The organism is Arachidicoccus ginsenosidivorans (assembly GCF_007971385.1).
Lineage (GTDB): Bacteria > Bacteroidota > Bacteroidia > Chitinophagales > Chitinophagaceae > Arachidicoccus > Arachidicoccus ginsenosidivorans.
In genome coordinates, this window is the sequence record NZ_CP042434.1 from 3,781,063 (window position 1) to 3,798,292 (window position 17,230).

Below are 17,230 nucleotides of genomic sequence, written 5' to 3' on the forward strand. Positions count from 1 at the left end.
TAAGAAATTCAGCTGCTCTTTAGTTCAAAATTTACTTGGGTAATCTTATTATTACTTTGATTTGTTGAAGGTGGGTAATTTCCAGTGATATTTCAGGGCCAGTATTCTTAAGGTAAAACAGAGCAAAAATCCCACAGGGAAGGTCCATTGATTGGAAATGCCCAGATAATTACCGGTGACAACCACCAGCGCTCCTAAAAGTGCGGCTGATGCGTAGATTTCGTTTTCAAAGATCACCGGGATGCGGTTAAGGAAAATATCACGGATGACACCGCCACCCACTGCAGTTAGTATCCCTAACAGAACAGCTACTTCGTAATTATGCCCATAACTTAAGGTCTTCTGCGCTCCAGTCACTGCAAATAAAGACAGTCCTAGTGCATCAAAGAGAATTACCGGGCGATTCAGTAATTTTAAAATCGGACTAATACCTACTGCCACAGCTGCGGCAATTAGGGATACAAAAAGATAGCGCCAGTCAGAAATGCCTGTCGGAGGGATGGCCCCAATACTGATATCTCTTAAAATACCCCCACCACAGGCTACGGTAAAGGAAACGACCAGTATCCCAAAGATATCCAGGCCTTTGACCTTAGCTGCAATAGCACCACTGATGGCAAAGGCGAAAGTGCCTCCAAGGTCAATAACCGTATATAGCGTATGAAGTTGATTCATGTGTTTCCTATGGTTTTATTCAGGAGCTGATGGTTTTTTACATAATGTCCATCAATCAGTAATGGTTACTTTAAAAATCAATTTTCCCTAAAATCAAGGCGTAATTGATGTTATTATGGTTAATCAGGTTTAAAGGGATGTTTCTTCTTTTTAGCTGTAAAGATACTGAAATCTTCACTTGCCAAAAAAGCCATCTGGCAAGTGATTATTGCTAAGCATAAATAATGAGCAAACGTACATTATCAATTAACGTACGCATATTGATTACAATACCTCCGGGTTAGCGATTAGGGTCGGACTTCCATTTATATAGTTGAGCGCATTCTCGAAGGCTTTGCCAAAATACAGTTCATAGCCATTGCGTTCCACATATCCTATATGCGGTGTACAGACTACGTTGTCAAAGGCAAGCAGGGGGTAATCCTTGTCAAAAATAGGCTCTTCGTCATAAACATCTGTGCCTACATTAATTTGCTTGCCGCTATTTAGCACCTCTAAAAGGGCACCGGCTTCAATCAGCTCCGCCCTGGAAGTATTTATGAGGGTGGCACCTTGTTTGAGCATCATCAGATCTTCCGGCTTTACAATACCATTTGTAGACTTATTGAGTCTTAAATGTAAAGTGACAATATCGGACAATTCAAAGAACGCAGCCTTTGAAGCTGCTGCATTAAATCCATCTTCCAGAGCTTTTTGTCTGGAGTTTTCACTGCCCCAAACCAGGACAGTGGCACCGAAGACTTTGGCGTATTGCGCTATTTTTTGACCAATTTTGCCATAGCCCCAGATACCTATTGTTTTCCCATAAATAGAGTCGCCCATATTGATCTGCCAGTCTCCGTTTTTCATCCCTTCAATGGCTTGAGGAATTTTTCTAACGGTATTTAATAGTAAGGCCCAGGTTAGCTCCGCTGGTGCAACAGGTGAGCCAACGCCTTCAGCCACTGCAACACCATATTTTGTGCAGTCTGCCAGATTTAGGTGATTGGAAATCTTCCCTGTTTGACTGATCAGTTTAAGGTTAGGCAGTAAGGATAGTAACGCTTCATTAACCTGCGTACGTTCTCTGGTTAGTACCAGTACTTCCGTATCGCTTAAATGAGCAGCCAGCTCCACCGGGTCTTTTAGACTTTTGTGCAATATGCTTATATCCTGTCCCTGGAGTAGCTTAAAACAGGTAAGGTCTTTAATTACGTTTTGATAATCGTCTAATATGCTGATTTTCATTGTGTTTTAATTGTAGGTTATGTCTTTTCGTTTCTAGGTAATCTGCATTTTCTTGTAACGCATTTTAGCAAAAGATTGCATTTCTAAATTTTTGATACAGCTGGCAGTGTGCTGAGGTTATTTTGATCATAATAACCCCAAGGCGTTATAAAGCAAATATATGGAAAATGGCCAACAAGATTGGTGGAGCTAATTACCTGGTTTTCCCAAAAGAAACTAACTGAATAATTCTGGCTACTACAAAGAGGATCTTATATGGATTTTAACCGGCAATTCCTTGGTTTTAGTTTATTTTTGCCGCATAAACATTCAAAATTTATGCGTCCTATACAGATGGTCGATTTAAAGACCCAATATCAAAAATTAAAACCACAGATCGATAAAGCAGTCATTGATGTGCTGGAAAGTGCCGCTTTTATCGGTGGCAAACCTGTAGCAACTTTCGCTGAAAATTTAGGTAACTACTTGGGAATTAAGCATGTAATTCCTTGTGCAAATGGAACAGATGCGTTGCAGATTGCGCTAATGGCACTGGACTTACAACCAGGTGATGAAGTCATTACGCCTTCTTTTACTTTTATAGCTACGACTGAAGTAGTGGCCTTGTTAAAGATTAAACCGGTCTTTGTGGATGTGGATAAGGATACATTTTGTATGGATATTGATGCCGTTAAAAAGGCCATTACTCCCAAAACAAAGGCCATCGTACCGGTGCATCTGTATGGGCAGGCCACCGACATGGAACCCTTAATGGCGCTTGCAAAAGCACACAATATAGCTGTTATTGAAGACAATGCCCAGGCGATTGGCTGTGATTATACCTTCAGTGACGGGTCCGTTAAGAAAACAGGCACCATTGGTGATATCGGTACGACTTCTTTTTTCCCCTCAAAAAATTTGGGCGGATATGGCGATGGAGGTGCGATATGCACGGATAGCGATACACTGGCCGCCAAAATGCGGATAATTGCCTCACATGGTTCTGCCAAAAGATACTATCACGAAGTCGTTGGGGTCAATTCCCGTTTGGATACTATTCAGGCGGCTATTTTAGATATTAAACTGCCGCATTTAGATGAGTATATTGCTGCGCGTAATCAGGCAGCAGATTATTATGATAAGGCATTCGCCGGGCATCCAAAAATCAAAACACCTGTCAGAAGTGACAAATCCAACCATGTATTTCATCAATATACATTAATTCTTGAAGGAGTGGATAGAGACGGTTTGCAGGCTTATTTGAGCACGCAGCAGATCCCAGCTATGATCTATTATCCGGTGCCAGGCCATCGTCAGCAGATGTTTGCTGCTTTTGAAACGGATTATGACTTGCCTGTAACTGATTATCTGACATCCAGGGTGATATCACTACCCATCCATACTGAACTGGATGAGCAGCAATTAGCCCATATAACAAGTCATGTTTTGGAATTTTGTAACCGTTAAAACCTCCTATTATTTTGAGCGTAACGACTCCTACGATTATAGTAACCGGAAAAAATGGCCAACTGGGCAGCGAATTGCTGGATATTCACATGTCATATCCGGGATATAAGTTTGTATTTCTGGACAGAAATCAGTTAGACCTTGCAAAACCGGAACAGTTTGAAGCTATTTTTGAGCAGTATAAGCCTGCATTTTTTATCAATGCGGGTGCTTATACTGCGGTAGATAAAGCCGAGACAGAAAAAGAACTGGCCATGGCCGTTAATGGCATCGCACCTGGCAAAATAGCTACATTATGCCGTGAATATGGTGCCAAATTGATTCATATCTCCACAGATTATGTCTTTGATGGAAATGGAACCGCTCCCTATATGCCAGACCAAGCCACTCATCCGCTCAATTATTACGGGCAGACTAAATTAAAAGGAGAGGAGTCGGCGCTTGCCCATAATCCTGGTACTATTATCATCCGAACCGCCTGGGTATATAGTGCCTATGGGCATAACTTTGTCAAAACGATGCTACGTCTGATGAGTGAACGTCCATCCATAAATGTGGTCGGTGATCAATATGGTGCACCAACTTATGCAAGAGATCTGGCATTGGCTATCATGGATATTATTGGAAAAGGTGCGGCTCATCAAGGAATCTATCATTTTAGTAATGAGGGCAAGATTTCCTGGTATGACTTTGCTAGGGCCATCAGGGACCTGGCAGGCCTTACCTGTGCAGTGAATGAGATTACAACGGCCGATTTTCCAACGCCCGCTAAAAGGCCCGCTTATTCTGTTCTGGACAAAGGCAGTCTTATCCGCGATTATGGCATCCAACCAAGAGATTGGCAGGTGGCTTTAAAGGAATGCTTAGGCTATCTACAGCGGCTAGCCTGATGATTCCAAAAGATTATGCTCCGCTCTATCGTGGTGATGAGGTGTTGAGTTAACTAATGGAGGTTTATCTCCTTAAAAATAAAAAAGGCGAATAGTGTTAATATGCATTTTTACACTGTTCGCCTTATTTATTAACTTAAACGATATCTGGACAAATGTTTTTTGTTTTTGCCCGTTCTATTTGCCGAATTTCTTTTTAAGCAAAGAGAGTGCATCTCCCATGGCCATAGAAGAAAGGTCTTGTTCGGGCTTTTTATTTTCTGTTCTGGCCTTATCTCTTCCTTTTGAGGGCCTTTACTGCTGCCATTGCTTGGGCTTCCATTTTCCTCTGCCTGACGAATTGATAGCCCGATTCTTGAGCGTTGTATATCCACCTCCATCACTTTAACCTTTACTTTGTCGTTTAATTTAACGACTTCGTTTGGATCCGTAATATATCTGTTCGCAAGTTCAGAGACGTGTACCAGGCCATCTTGTTTAACACCAATATCTACAAAAACGCCAAAGCGGGTAATATTAGTGACAATACCCGGAACCACCATGCCTATACTGACATCTTCAATTTTGTATATATTGGCGTATTCAAATTGTTCGATTTCGCTACGTGGATCCAGTCCTGGTTTTTTAAGTTCAATTAAAACGTCTTTGATGGTATGTTCTCCAAAGGCTTCGGTAATGTATTTCTTAGGATCTATGGACTTAATCAATGGCTCATTGCCGATTAATTCACCAACTGATACCTGTAGGTCTTTGGCCATGGCTTCCACCAGGGCGTAGGCTTCCGGATGTACAGCGCTTGCGTCAAGTGGATTTGCACCCTTTTTGATACGCATAAAACCAGCACATTGTTCAAATGCTTTCCCGCCTAGTCTGGGAACTTCCAGTAATTGCTTTCTGGTAGAAAACCCACCGACCTCTGTGCGGTGACGAATGATATTCTCCGCCAGTGAAGGTCCGATGCCACTAACATAACTTAATAAATGTTTACTGGCGGTATTTAGATTAACACCGACGGCATTTACACAGCTGATTACGGTCTGATCTAGTTTTTCTTTTAAGCGAAACTGATTTACATCATGCTGATACTGCCCTACACCAATACTCTTGGGATCGATTTTTACGAGTTCAGCCAGCGGATCCATAAGTCTTCTGCCGATGCTGACCGCACCTCTGATAGTTAAATCCTGATCAGGGAACTCTTCTCTGGCGATTTCAGAGGCAGAATAGATGGAGGCACCATCTTCATTGACCAAAAATACCGGGAGTCCCAGATTAAGCGTTCTGATAAACTGATCGGTTTCTCTGCCTGCAGTGCCATCCCCAATAGCAAATACCTGAATATCATACTGTTGAACAAGTGCCCTTATCGTGTTTTCGGCGGCGGTTAGCCGGTGATTTTTCTCGTGGACATAAATGAGATCTGTGGTGAGTAAATCACCTTTTTCGTCCAGAATCACCACTTTACATCCAGTTCTGTAACCTGGATCGATGGCCAGCATCCTTTTACTGCCTAGTGGAGATGAAAGTAGCAATTGCCTTAAATTTTCTGCAAATACAGTAATGGCCTCTTCGTCTGCCTGTTGTTTTAACTGTGTCCTAAATTCTGTTTCCAGGCTGGGTTGTAATAGTCTGCGATAAGTATCACGAATGGCTTTTTTTACCTGCAGGCTAGCCTCGGTACCATTGGGCTTATAATATTTATCTTCTAAGGTGGCAAGAGCAACTTCTTCAGAAGGATTGATTGACATTCGGAGGAAACCTTCCAGGAAGCCACGCAGAACTGCCAGTATCCGATGAGAAGGTATTTTTGAAATTAATTCGGAAAACTCAAAATAGTCCTTGAATTTAGCACCCTCGGTTTCTTTGCCGGCGATGACTGTACTGATCAGTACCGCCTCATTTTCAAAAAGGCGACGCACTTCAGCCCTGGTTTCGGCGTCTTCATTGATCATCTCCGAAATAATATCACGTGCACCCTGTAGTGCCTGATCCGTAGTCGTAATCGTATCACTCAGGTATTTGGTGGCTTCTGCTTCCAGGTCCATATCAGTTTGCTCAAATAGCAATAAACCAAGTGGCTCCAGCCCGGCCTCTCTGGCGGCCTGTGCTTTGGTTTTGCGTTTAGGCTTGTAGGGCAGATAAATATCTTCAATCTCGGCCAACGTGGTGGCTTTGGCTAACTTTTCTTCTAGGGCAGGGGTCATTTTTCCCTGTTCTGTAATGGCATTTTCAACAAATGCCTTCCGTTCTGTAAATTCCTTTAAAAATTTGGCTTCATCCTGTATGGATTGAATTTGAACTTCATCCAGTGCTCCTGTTTTATCTTTCCTGTACCGGGCAATAAAGGGTATAGTACTGCCTTCCTGTAGTAAAGTCAAGACGGATTCTACCTGGGCAGGGCGTATATTTAATTTAGACGCAATGGGTTGTGCGAATTCCAGCATATTCAACGTGTTTTTATTCTAATAGGGGAGCGAAAGTAAAATTAATTCTGGTGAAATCCAGTTTTTTAAATCCAGATTATGGACTTATTCGCCATAATTTTTTATGATCATAGACTCTGAGAGTTTTTCCCCGCCATTTTTAAGAATAAGCTCCAATACTTTGGTGGTTGCTAAGGCGTCCCCTCCGGCGCGGTGCCGGTTATCTAAACAGATATTCAGGTCTTCGCAGAGGCTTTCCAGGCCATGTTTGACCAGATTAGGGAAGGCTTTTCTGCTGAGTTCCAATGTGCAAAGCACAGGCATTTGCAGTTTGTGACCAGCCTTTTCCATAAAATATTTAAGATAAGGGTAGTCAAAAGAAGCGTTGTGCGCCACAAAAGTGGTTTTGTTTAATAATTTGAGGATCGTAGGAGCGACCGTTTCAAAAACGGGCGCATCTGCCACCATTTTATCACTGATGCCCGTTAATTTAGCTACATATTTAGGAATGGCCATCTTTGGGTTGACCAAGGTGGAATATTGATCAATAATTTGCTGACCGTCAAATAAAACAATGGCTATTTCTGTGATGCCGTTTTTACTGGCTGGGCTGCCCGTACCTTCTATATCGACAACGGCATATATTCTTTTTCTCTTCATAACTTATAAGGCCACAATAATAAGGCTTTTTTCATGAAAATTGCCCTATTGAAGCGTTGATGATGAGTTAAGTTAGACATATTTTCACGATTTTTTTATTTGACAGGTATTCTTTATCTTTGGATATTCAAATTTTTGGCTATGCGAAAAATTTTCTATTGTTGTTTGTTTATTGGAGGCCTGCTGCTAACTGCCTGCAAGAATCAAATGTCAGAATTTAAGGATTTTAAAGACCAAATGCGCAGTTCCCTATGGCATTCTGTCCTGGATAAGGTAAGTTTGGACCAGGGAGATTCTACGGCTGCGGAAAACCCGCACCCGCTGAACTATTTTCTTCGGGAAGGCTTTGCGGCTAAATTTGGACTTTAAACAAAACCCCTTTACATATTTAGGCTAATATATGTAAATAAATTATTATGTCTGAAATTTTTTTCAGCAAAAAATGCGCGCAAAAAAGAAAAACGCCTAACTTCGTTTTTTAATGGCACTATCTACACAACATTTGTTAGGCATTAAAGACATCTCCAAAAAGGATATTGAAATCATCCTTTCCACTGCCCATCAATTTAAAGAAGTTTTACAAAGACCTGTTAAGAAAGTTCCTTCTCTCAGGGATCTTACTGTTGTTAATTTATTTTTTGAGAATTCCACACGTACCAGAATGTCTTTTGAGCTGGCAGAAAAAAGACTTTCTGCGGATACGCTGAATTTTTCTGCGGCTGCTTCTTCCGTTAAAAAAGGTGAAACACTTTTGGATACGGTCAATAACATCCTGAGTATGAAGGTGGATATGGTCGTAATGCGCCATAGCGCCAGTGGAGCCCCGCATTTTCTGGCAAAACATATTAATGCAGCTATCATTAATGCCGGAGACGGCATTAATGAACATCCGACGCAGGCGTTGTTGGATGCCTTATCTATGACTGAAAAGTTTAATAAACTGGAAGGATTAAAAGTGGCAATTATCGGCGATGTGATGCATAGTAGGGTGGCACTTAGTAATATTTATTTATTGAAAAAGATGGGGGCAGAGGTAATGGTGGCAGGTCCACCGACGCTAATCCCTAAATATATGGGCCAGGCACTTGACGTGAGGGTGGAGTATAATCTGAAAAAGGCGCTGGCCTGGTGTGATGTTGCCAATGTATTGCGTATTCAGCTGGAAAGGCAAAATCAACCGCTATTTTCGTCGCTCAGGGAATATAACCTGGCTTATGGCGTCAGTCGCAAACTGCTGGAGTCTTTGGATAAGGAAATCGTTATTATGCATCCGGGACCTATTAACAGAGGGGTTGAACTGGACAGTGATGTAGCGGATGGCCCCTTTTCCATTATATTAAATCAAGTAGAAAATGGCGTGGCCGTCCGTATGGCTGCTCTTTATCTTTATTCAGGTAAGGATATTTCTCCGTCCTGATGTGTGCATATATTAAAAACCACCTAAGACAAAAGTATGCAAAGAATAGCCTTATTTCCGGGAACCTTTGATCCCATGACCTTAGGGCATGTGGATATTATCAATCGGTCTTTGGATCTGTTTGATAAGATCATTATTGGTATTGGTACAAATATCAATAAGAAACCGATGTATTCAGAGCAGCAACGTGTGGATTGGATTAAAGAAATTTACAAGGATGAATCCAGGGTGGACGCAAGAATCTATGAAGGTTTGACGGTGAACTTCTGCAAAGAGGTTGGAGCAGGTTATATTATTCGGGGAATCCGGTTTGTGAGTGATTTTGAGTATGAGAAGACGATTGCAGATATGAACCGAAGCCTGGATGATACAATTGAAACTATTTTTCTGACCTGTTTACCTAAATATTCTTCTGTAGCATCCACATTGGTAAGAGATGTAATTAGAAATGGTGGAAACGCCTCCATGTTTTTGCCGGAGGTGATTCGTAAGGGGATCGGCCAGTAGACATTAGCCACGTTTGTTATTATTCAAATAGTTAGTAGCATTTTAAGCTACTGACTTGAAAGTCGTATTACCTATGAAAAGACTATTCGCCTTAATTGGTCTGCTTTTTTGCTATGTGTTTTCCTGGGCGCAGCAAGGTGAATTCGTACTGCATTCCATCAACCTGCCTGCGAAATTCGGTCAGCAAATCATAACCTGTTTAGAACAAGATAAGCAAGGAATGTTATGGTTTGTGACCAATGATGGATTATTTCGATTTGATGGCAATGATGTCGTTCATCTAGGCGCTGATACAGATCCCAAAATTGCCCATTTGAATATAAAATCGCTTTTTAATGATCGAAAAAATAATATGTGGATCGGTGCGCAGGACGGCATCACTAAATTAAACCTTCATAATTGGACTACCTCAGAAATTAAGGCACCCAAGCATTCATCTCCATTAAGTCTTTATATCAGAACGATGACTGAGGATAAAAACGGGATGGTTTATGCAGGTAGCCAGGATGGACGCGTCTATAAAATCGTTCGAGACAGCATGGTTTGTATCTTTGATATGAATTTGGCTTTTAAGGACTTGTATGATTTACCGAATATTACATTTTTGCAAGTAGTGGGCAACGGTCAATTATGGATTGGAAGTTCTGTGGGTAAACTTGTACGTTTGGATATTCATCCAGATGGCACTTATGGCAAGACGAAGTTTTTCGGGTTGGATATTTTCAAAAGGGAACAGGTGGTAATGGCCAGTTTTAATCCACAAGGAAATTGTATCATGGAAGTGCCTAATTTTGGCCTTTATTTTATGAATGGCACAACGGGTGACATCAGAAAAATAAAAGCTCCTTATGGGAATTTAGGCACGCATGGACAGGTATACATGACGCCTTTGGATGCCAATAGGACGATTATTATGACCAACACACCTGGAATCAGCAAAGAAAAGCTTTTTATATATGATTTTCGCTCGGATTCATTTTCGGTGCAGCAATTACATTATCCGGGTTACCTGGATGAAAATCACATTGTCTGGTTAAGTCATACCGGATCCAAAATTCTACTTTCTCTAAATGATCATTTATTGGAGCTGGCGCCTTCCCACAGCCCATTTTCGGCCATTATGGCCGCTCCAAAATCACTGAACAGTATCAGAGCCATTTATAAACAACCCGGCGGTCCCCTGCTTGCCGGATCCTATAAAGACGGTTTTGTTCGTTTTGATGAACACACAGGGGAAAAACAGATAGTGATCAGAAGATATGTATATAGTATACTACCATGGAATAAAGATACTGTCCTTTTAAGCACAGAAGGCAATGGCTTATATTGGTATGAAATCGGCCTGAATAAATTAACGCAGATCCCTATTACGGATGATAATATTAACGGGAAGCCCATGGGGAATTTTCTGACGTTTTTAAGCCGTTATGACAAAAAACATTTTTTAGTTGGTACCTATGAAAGACTCTACAAGGTTAATCCTTATGAGCATAGGGCTCGCTCTGTCAGAGAGGATCAGTTATTGAAAACAAGAGTGCTTGGTATATTAAAGCGCCCAAATGATTATCTGATAGCCACAGAAAATGGGATCCTCAGTTGGCAAAGTAAGACTGATACCATTGTTCCCTTTGGTTTAACGACGGCTGAGGCAGAATTACCTGCGGTACCTGTTTATGGAATGGTTGCAGTTGGTCAGGAAATTTGGGCTGCCACGGGGGGGTACGGTATTGTTATTTATAATGAGCAAGGGCAATCTGTTGATACCATTGGTAAGAAAGAAGGACTGGCAGCAGGAATTGTATTTACCCTAGCTGCAACAGATAAATATATACTTGCAGGTACAAAAAATGGGTTAAGTGCAATAAATAAGCAGACGCATCATATAACCAATTATTCCACTTTGGATCAATTGCCAGCCAATGAATTTAATAGTGCGGCGAAATTCCAGGCTGGCAATACGGTTTATTTGGGTACTATTGACGGAGTGGTCCGCTTTAATACAGATAAATTGGATGCTTACGGCTCCGAAGCATTAGAAGGAAATCTTTATATAACGGAGCTGACCGTTACTGATAAGAAGGGCAATACTGTCAATGATTATACTTTGCCCTATCAAAGTACCAAGGGTTTTAGGATTGCAGCTGGAACGGCCTATTTTTCTATAGGTTTTGGAAGTATGAAGCAATCGATGGAGCATCTGGATTATTACTACCGGCTTGGGGCAGATCAACAATGGATTTCTGTAGGAGCCAATAGAAAAGTGACCTTTATTGGTATGCCGCCGGGGCATTATCAGCTGGAACTGGTCGCCAGATTACCGGATGGCAACTGGAGCAAAACATTGCTAAATATGCCCATTGAGGTAGCACCGGCATTTTACCAGACCATCTGGTTTAAATTATTATTGGCTTTATTACTTATTGGCCTTGTTTGGTCGGTGATCAAATACAGGGAAAAGCAGGCAGAAAAAGAGCGGGGCTTGCGATTGAAAATTGCCGGAGACCTGCATGATGAGATTGGCAGTACACTGGCCGGGATGTCAATGCAGGCAGAAATGCTGCTCAGTGGTCATCAGCAGTTGCAAAGTAAATATCTGAGAAGTATCGCAGATAATGGCAGGGCAGCAGTGCAGACCATGGGGATATCGTCTGGTCCATTGACCCCAGAAATGATGACAGCCTCAGTTTGTACCAGAGAATGGAACGATATGGCAATAAAGTACTGGGGGATTCTGATATCGCCATTGGGCTGCAAAGTCAAGGTTTTTCAGAAAAGCAGTACATCCCACAAAAAATTCGGCAAAATGTGATGCTTATTTATAAAGAAGCACTAACCAATATTATTAAACATTCGGATGCCACAAGGGTAGATGTGCGCTTTATGGCCTATAATAAAGGGTTTAAGCTCCAAATTATAGATAACGGTAAAGGCCTTCAACCAGAACAATTAATCAATGGAAAACCTATTGCTACGGGGCACGGACTAAAAAATATGGAGATGCGGGCTCAGTTGATGGAGGCTGAATTATCCTTTCCTTTAGTGGATAAAGGATTTGAAGTTTTATTGACTTTCAGAGGGTAGGAGAGTAATTTTAATAAACTCCCCTTTTGGGTAGGTATTTTCTTAAATAAATAGGCGTATTTTGCTGTGAGGCTGGTCGGTGACATATAATGTAAGTTATTTAAGAAGTCCTGTTATGATCCGAAGGCAGTAAATGTATAGAACCCTTTAAAGATGATCCATCTAGCGATAATAGAAGATAATATTAGTATCAGAGGTGTATTGACAGACTATTTTAGTGCTGAACAAGGCTATGAGGTGGTATTGTCTGCAGGTAGTTTTGAAAAGTTTCATGACGAGTGGCGCCCGGCGGACACGCGAATTGATGTAGTGATCTGTGATATTGGATTGCCAGGAAAATCAGGTATAGATGCGGTCTGGTACATCAAAAGCAAGAGTGAGAAAACGCATATTCTTATGTTAACTGTTTTTGAAGAGCGTGAAAAGATCTTTCAGTCGCTATGTGCAGGAGCTTCGGGCTATATGCTCAAAAGCACGCCACTTGCAGAAATTAAGACTGGTATTAATGATATCCTTAACGGAGGTGCTGCTATGTCACCTAAGATCGCCATGCAGGTAATCAGTTATTTTAATAAAAGAAAACAAGTAAGTGCTGTTGAATCGGAAAATCTCACAGCCCGGGAAATAGAAATATTATCCTTTTTGGAACAGGGACTTGCCAATAAAGCGATTGCAGAGCAAATGAGTTTATCTGTTGATACGGTTAAATTCCACATTAAAAATATTTATCTCAAACTACAGGTAAGCAGTAGAGCAGAGCTCATTGCCAAATACAAGCAGTTTTAGTAAGTATTGATTTATTTTGAGTAGAGCATAGAATTCTACCCATTTGGGTAGGCTTATTTAATGATTTAATAAGTTTCTTTGTGGTATTCAATCATTTAACCTATTGTCATGAAAAGAACGCTACTTCTAATTGTTTTTATTCATTTTATTTTCTTTTTATCAGCCACGCCGGTTATTCACCTGAAAAACGAGGCTAATTCAAATGCCGCCGCTATTACAGATGGATTTATTACCCAGTGGGAAACCACCAGTGATAACCAACAGATACTCATTCCGATTCAAGTTCAGTATAAAGGTGATTATACTTATAATGTGGATTGGGGAGATGGTCAGAAATCCTTGAGTCAGACAGGTAACGCAACCCATGTTTATACGAAGCAAGGGGTATATAACGTAACCATTACCGGTAATTTCCCCGCCATTGATTTTGAGAGTGGCGATGGAGTGAATAACGGGTTAATAAAATCTGTTGTTCAGTGGGTAATGGTACCTGGCAGGGGATGGATGGGGCCTTTTTGTCTTGTTATAATTTAACAAGTGTGCCCAATAATAACGGGCCGATATTTGCGCCTAATTCTACCCTGTACTGTATGTTTTATGGTTGTTCTAGTTTGAATTGTGATTTGGATAAATGGGATCTGACAAATGTTCGTGAAACCTCTTTTATGTTTTATGGTTGTACCGTATTTAATGGTAATATATCTGGTTGGAACGTCTCTAATGTGACGAATATGCAAGATATGTTTTATAATGCACTCGCATTTAATGCTGATATATCCTCCTGGGATGTAACAAATGTGACGCTGATGGATAATATGTTTAATGGGGCAACTTCCTTTAACGGGGATATTAGCCTTTGGGATGTAGGCCAAGTTACGGATTTTACTGCAATGTTTAAAGAGGCAACATCCTTTAATCAGCCTATTGGTAGTTGGGATATGCATAGCGCGACCCACCTAAACTCCATGTTTAATAATGATTCTGCCTTTAATCAGCCTCTGGGTAACTGGAATATTTCTAATGTTCAAGAAGTTAAAGGTTTGTTGAGTGGCACGAGTCTATCAGCTGCCAATTATGAGGCTACGCTAAATGGATGGGCTGCTGGTGCAGTAATACACGGACTTAGCATAGGAGTGGATGGACTTAAGTATTGTGATAATTCAGGGCATTCTATTCTGGCAAATGATGATGGATGGGATTTTGTTGGGGACCGGCAGACTTGCCTGGTACCAGCCGTTCCAGATAATGAAGGTGTTGTTTATGTTGACAGTATGATAGCCGTTGCTGGTAATGGCAGTAGTTGGACAAATGCGCTAAAATATTTGAGTAATGCGGTTGAATCTGCAAATACAAATATGGATATTACCGAAATACATGTAGCCAAAGGATCCTATTATCCTACGGGGGACAAAAATTTAATTGTCCAGGATAGTGCCTTTGTGATTTCAAGATCAAATTTAAAAGTATTAGGTGGCTACCCTAATGGAGGAGGAGATAGAGCATTAAATGCTAATCCAACAGTGCTTAGTGGTAATCTGGCCGATCCCAATAATTTAAATGATAATTCCTTCAATATGCTTTATATAGCAAATATTCCCAGGACGGACAGTCTGATTATTGATGGATTTACGATCTCTGAGGTGGCTGCTATTGGTGAATTTGCTAATAGTGATGCGGATGCTGGAGCCGCAGTATCGATTATAGGTTGTTATGACAACACCGTCTTGCGTAATTGTCGGATTGTTAGCAATCAAAGCATTGTTGCTTCGGCGATGTCCATTGCAGGTTTTAATGAAGTAACCGATCAAAGCAGTTTGGATCCTGAGCATCTACCCAATCCACAGATTTTAAATTGTCTTTTTGAAGATAATTTAATTGTGACAGGACTGGATGGATCTTATGCGCAAATTTCTGGAACAATAGGAATAATGGCTGCATCGCCCTATTTTAATCATTGTGATTTTGTAGAAAATAATGCCTATATGGGAGGTAGCAGTATGAATATGTTGTTTGCCCAACCTTTATTTAATCACTGCAATTTTATAAATAATGAGGCTGATGGATTTCCAATCTCTTTCAATGTATCAGGTGGAAGACCCATTTACGTTAATTGTTTGATGAAAAATAATTTCATACATGGTCTAAGTGAAACGGCACTCCCGGTCCAGGCGAGTGATATAAATAATGCAATTATTGGCAATTTACAATTTGGCAGCAGCCGCTTAATCAATTGCACTGTTGTAAATAATAAAAGCGCTGTCAGCCCCACCACTTCAGCTCCGATAATATTAAATTCAATGGAATCAGCCAGTTATATCACCAATAGTATATTTTGGGATAATTCAGGGAAAACAGTTTTGGATCAGGGGAATACACAGGTTAGTTCAGCATTGGCCTATAGTTTAATGGAAGGATTGGCCGCCAACCAGTCAAACCATATGCTGGATGGGACTGGAAATTCGCAGATTTTTGTCGATTCCGTTAACGGTAATTTTAAATTATTAAATAGCAGCCCCGCCATCGATGCCGGGTTGAATGATTCACTTAGTTCGGCTTTGGACGCCTACCTAAATGGTGATGCAAATGGGGCCTTGATTTAGCTGATAATCAAAGAATTGTAAATAATAATATCGATTTAGGCGCTTTTGAGTCTACAGGCGGTGGCTTGCCGGTAAAATCAGGGGATTTGACTGGGAGTGTCTCTTCTGTGGGGCACGCTGTATTAAGCTGGATTACCTATACGGAAACGAATAATAAAGGCTTTTATATCCAACGCTCCAGTGATGGCGTCCAATTTACCAATCAAGGATTTGTGGCGACCCAGGCTTTAAACGGAACAGGGCAATCTAAACTGAACTATAATTATGATGCGGGTGTTGTTAGTGGGACTACTTACTTCCGTTTCGTTCAGGTGGATCAAAATGGTGTTCAGACGGTATCTAATGTGGTTCGTTTAGAATCAAAGGAGCTTCAGTTTAAATTGTTGGCTTTTCCAAATCCTGTTCAAAATGAATTGCATCTTAAAATTCAAGGAGAGCTCGCAAATAATGCGCAGGTGATATTAATGAATTATGCCGGCAAAATATTCAGGCAAAAGCAATTAAGCTCAAAAGAAAGCTTTTTGGATCTACAGGGATTGGCAGCTGGTGTGTATATCCTCCACTATCAAGATGCTAAGCATTCGGTAATTGTGAAAGTAGTCAAGCAGTAGTGCCGACTTATAAATTAAAAAGGATAGCTTAGGCTATCCTTTTTTACCTCCAGAAAGCAAATATCAAGTTTTAATGAACTTCGCTATCGTCAAAAGGGTTGGGTAAAATAATAATGGAGTATTAAACGAAATTGTTTTCCAATGTGTTATGAATCCTGGGGTAAAATCTACCCGTTTGGGTAGGTGTTGATGAGCTTATTTTTACTTCCTTTACGGGTCATTCATTTATTATGGAGGAGAAATTGATTTTCTTTAAATAGGTCTGGCTTTGTAAGATTTATTGAATGGAGGTTTGATTTTTTGAAATTCTAAATAAAATCGAAGAGAAATAATAGTTTAAGTTGATATCCAGAACGCCAAAAACTGTATTTGAGTCATGCGATAAATGAGGGAACTTAAGCGGGTCGCAACCAGATTTCGGTTCCTTTCCAGGAAAGCGAATTGTGTCAGTGTTCAGGATAAGAGCTTTAAGGGTAGTTCTTATCCTGATTTTTTTACTATGCCTATACAACTATGCCTAAACAAAGTAATCTAAAGTATGTTTAATGGCTTTTTTGAGGCTAGGTACCTAAATTAATTTATGTACCTTTGCGGTCGATTTAGGTTTTTGCCCTAGGGCAAAATTAAAAGGGAAGTTGGTGCAATTCCAACGCTATCCCCGTAGCTGTAAGCTGCAGACAATGATTTTTTTGTCTGTTTTCCGGTAAAATACCACTGCCAGCAATGCTGGTGGGAAGGTGCCGGTGTCAAAGTAAGCCAGAAGACCTGCCTGATCGATTAAATTTAGCTAAATATGGACTTTCGGGTGAAAGGTCTGCAGCACATTGTCAATATACGCAGCGCGGCGTTTAGGTGTTCCCTAAACCGGCTTGTTGTCGTAGCTTACATGTTCGCTGTTTTCCTTATT

Annotated in this window: 15 protein-coding genes and 1 riboswitch; of the genes, 11 read left to right on the forward strand and 4 right to left on the reverse strand. The window is 40.8% G+C overall.

The window, feature by feature from the left end:
• Positions 1–51: 51 nt before the first annotated feature.
• Both FSB73_RS15180 and FSB73_RS15185 read right to left on the reverse strand, forming a co-directional pair.
• Positions 52–675, reverse strand: a complete 624-nt coding sequence (locus FSB73_RS15180) for a trimeric intracellular cation channel family protein (protein ID WP_146783983.1) — start codon at positions 673–675, stop codon at positions 52–54.
• A gap of 264 nt (positions 676–939) precedes the next feature.
• The gene (locus FSB73_RS15185) at positions 940–1,902 is read right to left on the reverse strand and encodes a D-2-hydroxyacid dehydrogenase family protein (protein WP_146783985.1); all 963 of its coding nucleotides are present in this window, start codon (positions 1,900–1,902) and stop codon (positions 940–942) included.
• A gap of 318 nt (positions 1,903–2,220) precedes the next feature.
• Between FSB73_RS15185 and FSB73_RS15190 the strand changes: the two genes are divergently transcribed.
• Both FSB73_RS15190 and rfbD read left to right on the forward strand, forming a co-directional pair.
• The gene (locus tag FSB73_RS15190) at positions 2,221–3,348 is read left to right on the forward strand and encodes a DegT/DnrJ/EryC1/StrS family aminotransferase (RefSeq protein WP_146783988.1); all 1,128 of its coding nucleotides are present in this window, start codon (positions 2,221–2,223) and stop codon (positions 3,346–3,348) included.
• Between the two features lie 14 nt (positions 3,349–3,362).
• Positions 3,363–4,238, forward strand: coding sequence for a dTDP-4-dehydrorhamnose reductase (rfbD, locus tag FSB73_RS15195; RefSeq protein ID WP_192904063.1), 876 nt, complete (start codon positions 3,363–3,365; stop codon positions 4,236–4,238).
• Between the two features lie 131 nt (positions 4,239–4,369).
• Here rfbD and FSB73_RS15200 read toward each other — a convergent pair whose 3' ends face one another.
• Both FSB73_RS15200 and FSB73_RS15205 read right to left on the reverse strand, forming a co-directional pair.
• Positions 4,370–6,682 carry a Tex family protein gene (locus tag FSB73_RS15200; protein WP_146783991.1) on the reverse strand — a complete coding sequence of 771 codons (2,313 nt, stop codon included), beginning with the start codon at positions 6,680–6,682 and terminating at the stop codon, positions 4,370–4,372.
• Positions 6,683–6,766: 84 nt separating this feature from the next.
• Positions 6,767–7,321, reverse strand: coding sequence for a 3'-5' exonuclease (locus tag FSB73_RS15205; protein WP_146783996.1), 555 nt, complete (start codon positions 7,319–7,321; stop codon positions 6,767–6,769).
• Between the two features lie 141 nt (positions 7,322–7,462).
• On the opposite strand from FSB73_RS15205, the gene FSB73_RS15210 reads away from it, so the two are divergent.
• The 9 genes from FSB73_RS15210 to FSB73_RS15250 all read left to right on the forward strand — a co-directional run bounded on the left by FSB73_RS15210 (position 7,463) and on the right by FSB73_RS15250 (position 16,323).
• Positions 7,463–7,690, forward strand: a complete 228-nt coding sequence (locus FSB73_RS15210; protein ID WP_146784000.1) for a hypothetical protein — start codon at positions 7,463–7,465, stop codon at positions 7,688–7,690.
• A 112-nt stretch (positions 7,691–7,802) separates the two neighbouring features.
• Positions 7,803–8,738 (forward strand): aspartate carbamoyltransferase catalytic subunit, encoded by a 936-nt coding sequence (locus FSB73_RS15215; protein ID WP_146784003.1) that lies wholly within the window; start codon positions 7,803–7,805, stop codon positions 8,736–8,738.
• A 36-nt stretch (positions 8,739–8,774) separates the two neighbouring features.
• Positions 8,775–9,245 carry a pantetheine-phosphate adenylyltransferase gene (coaD, locus tag FSB73_RS15220; protein WP_146784007.1) on the forward strand — a complete coding sequence of 157 codons (471 nt, stop codon included), beginning with the start codon at positions 8,775–8,777 and terminating at the stop codon, positions 9,243–9,245.
• 73 nt (positions 9,246–9,318) lie between these two features.
• The gene (locus FSB73_RS15225) at positions 9,319–12,054 is read left to right on the forward strand and encodes a triple tyrosine motif-containing protein (RefSeq protein WP_146784011.1); all 2,736 of its coding nucleotides are present in this window, start codon (positions 9,319–9,321) and stop codon (positions 12,052–12,054) included.
• A complete protein-coding gene (locus FSB73_RS15230) occupies positions 12,054–12,326 on the forward strand; it encodes a sensor histidine kinase (protein WP_394344853.1) in 273 nt (90 codons plus the stop codon). The genes FSB73_RS15225 and FSB73_RS15230 overlap by 1 nt, the downstream gene beginning before the upstream one ends.
• A gap of 153 nt (positions 12,327–12,479) precedes the next feature.
• Positions 12,480–13,112, forward strand: a complete 633-nt coding sequence (locus FSB73_RS15235) for a response regulator transcription factor (protein WP_146784019.1) — start codon at positions 12,480–12,482, stop codon at positions 13,110–13,112.
• Positions 13,113–13,220: 108 nt separating this feature from the next.
• A complete protein-coding gene (locus tag FSB73_RS15240) occupies positions 13,221–13,646 on the forward strand; it encodes a PKD domain-containing protein (protein ID WP_146784022.1) in 426 nt (141 codons plus the stop codon).
• Positions 13,589–15,712, forward strand: coding sequence for a BspA family leucine-rich repeat surface protein (locus tag FSB73_RS15245; RefSeq protein ID WP_146784025.1), 2,124 nt, complete (start codon positions 13,589–13,591; stop codon positions 15,710–15,712). The genes FSB73_RS15240 and FSB73_RS15245 overlap by 58 nt, the downstream gene beginning before the upstream one ends.
• Positions 15,713–15,798: 86 nt before the next feature.
• Positions 15,799–16,323, forward strand: a complete 525-nt coding sequence (locus FSB73_RS15250) for a T9SS type A sorting domain-containing protein (RefSeq protein ID WP_158639573.1) — start codon at positions 15,799–15,801, stop codon at positions 16,321–16,323.
• Positions 16,324–16,907: 584 nt separating this feature from the next.
• Positions 16,908–17,109: riboswitch (cobalamin riboswitch) on the forward strand.
• Positions 17,110–17,230 lie beyond the last annotated feature (121 nt).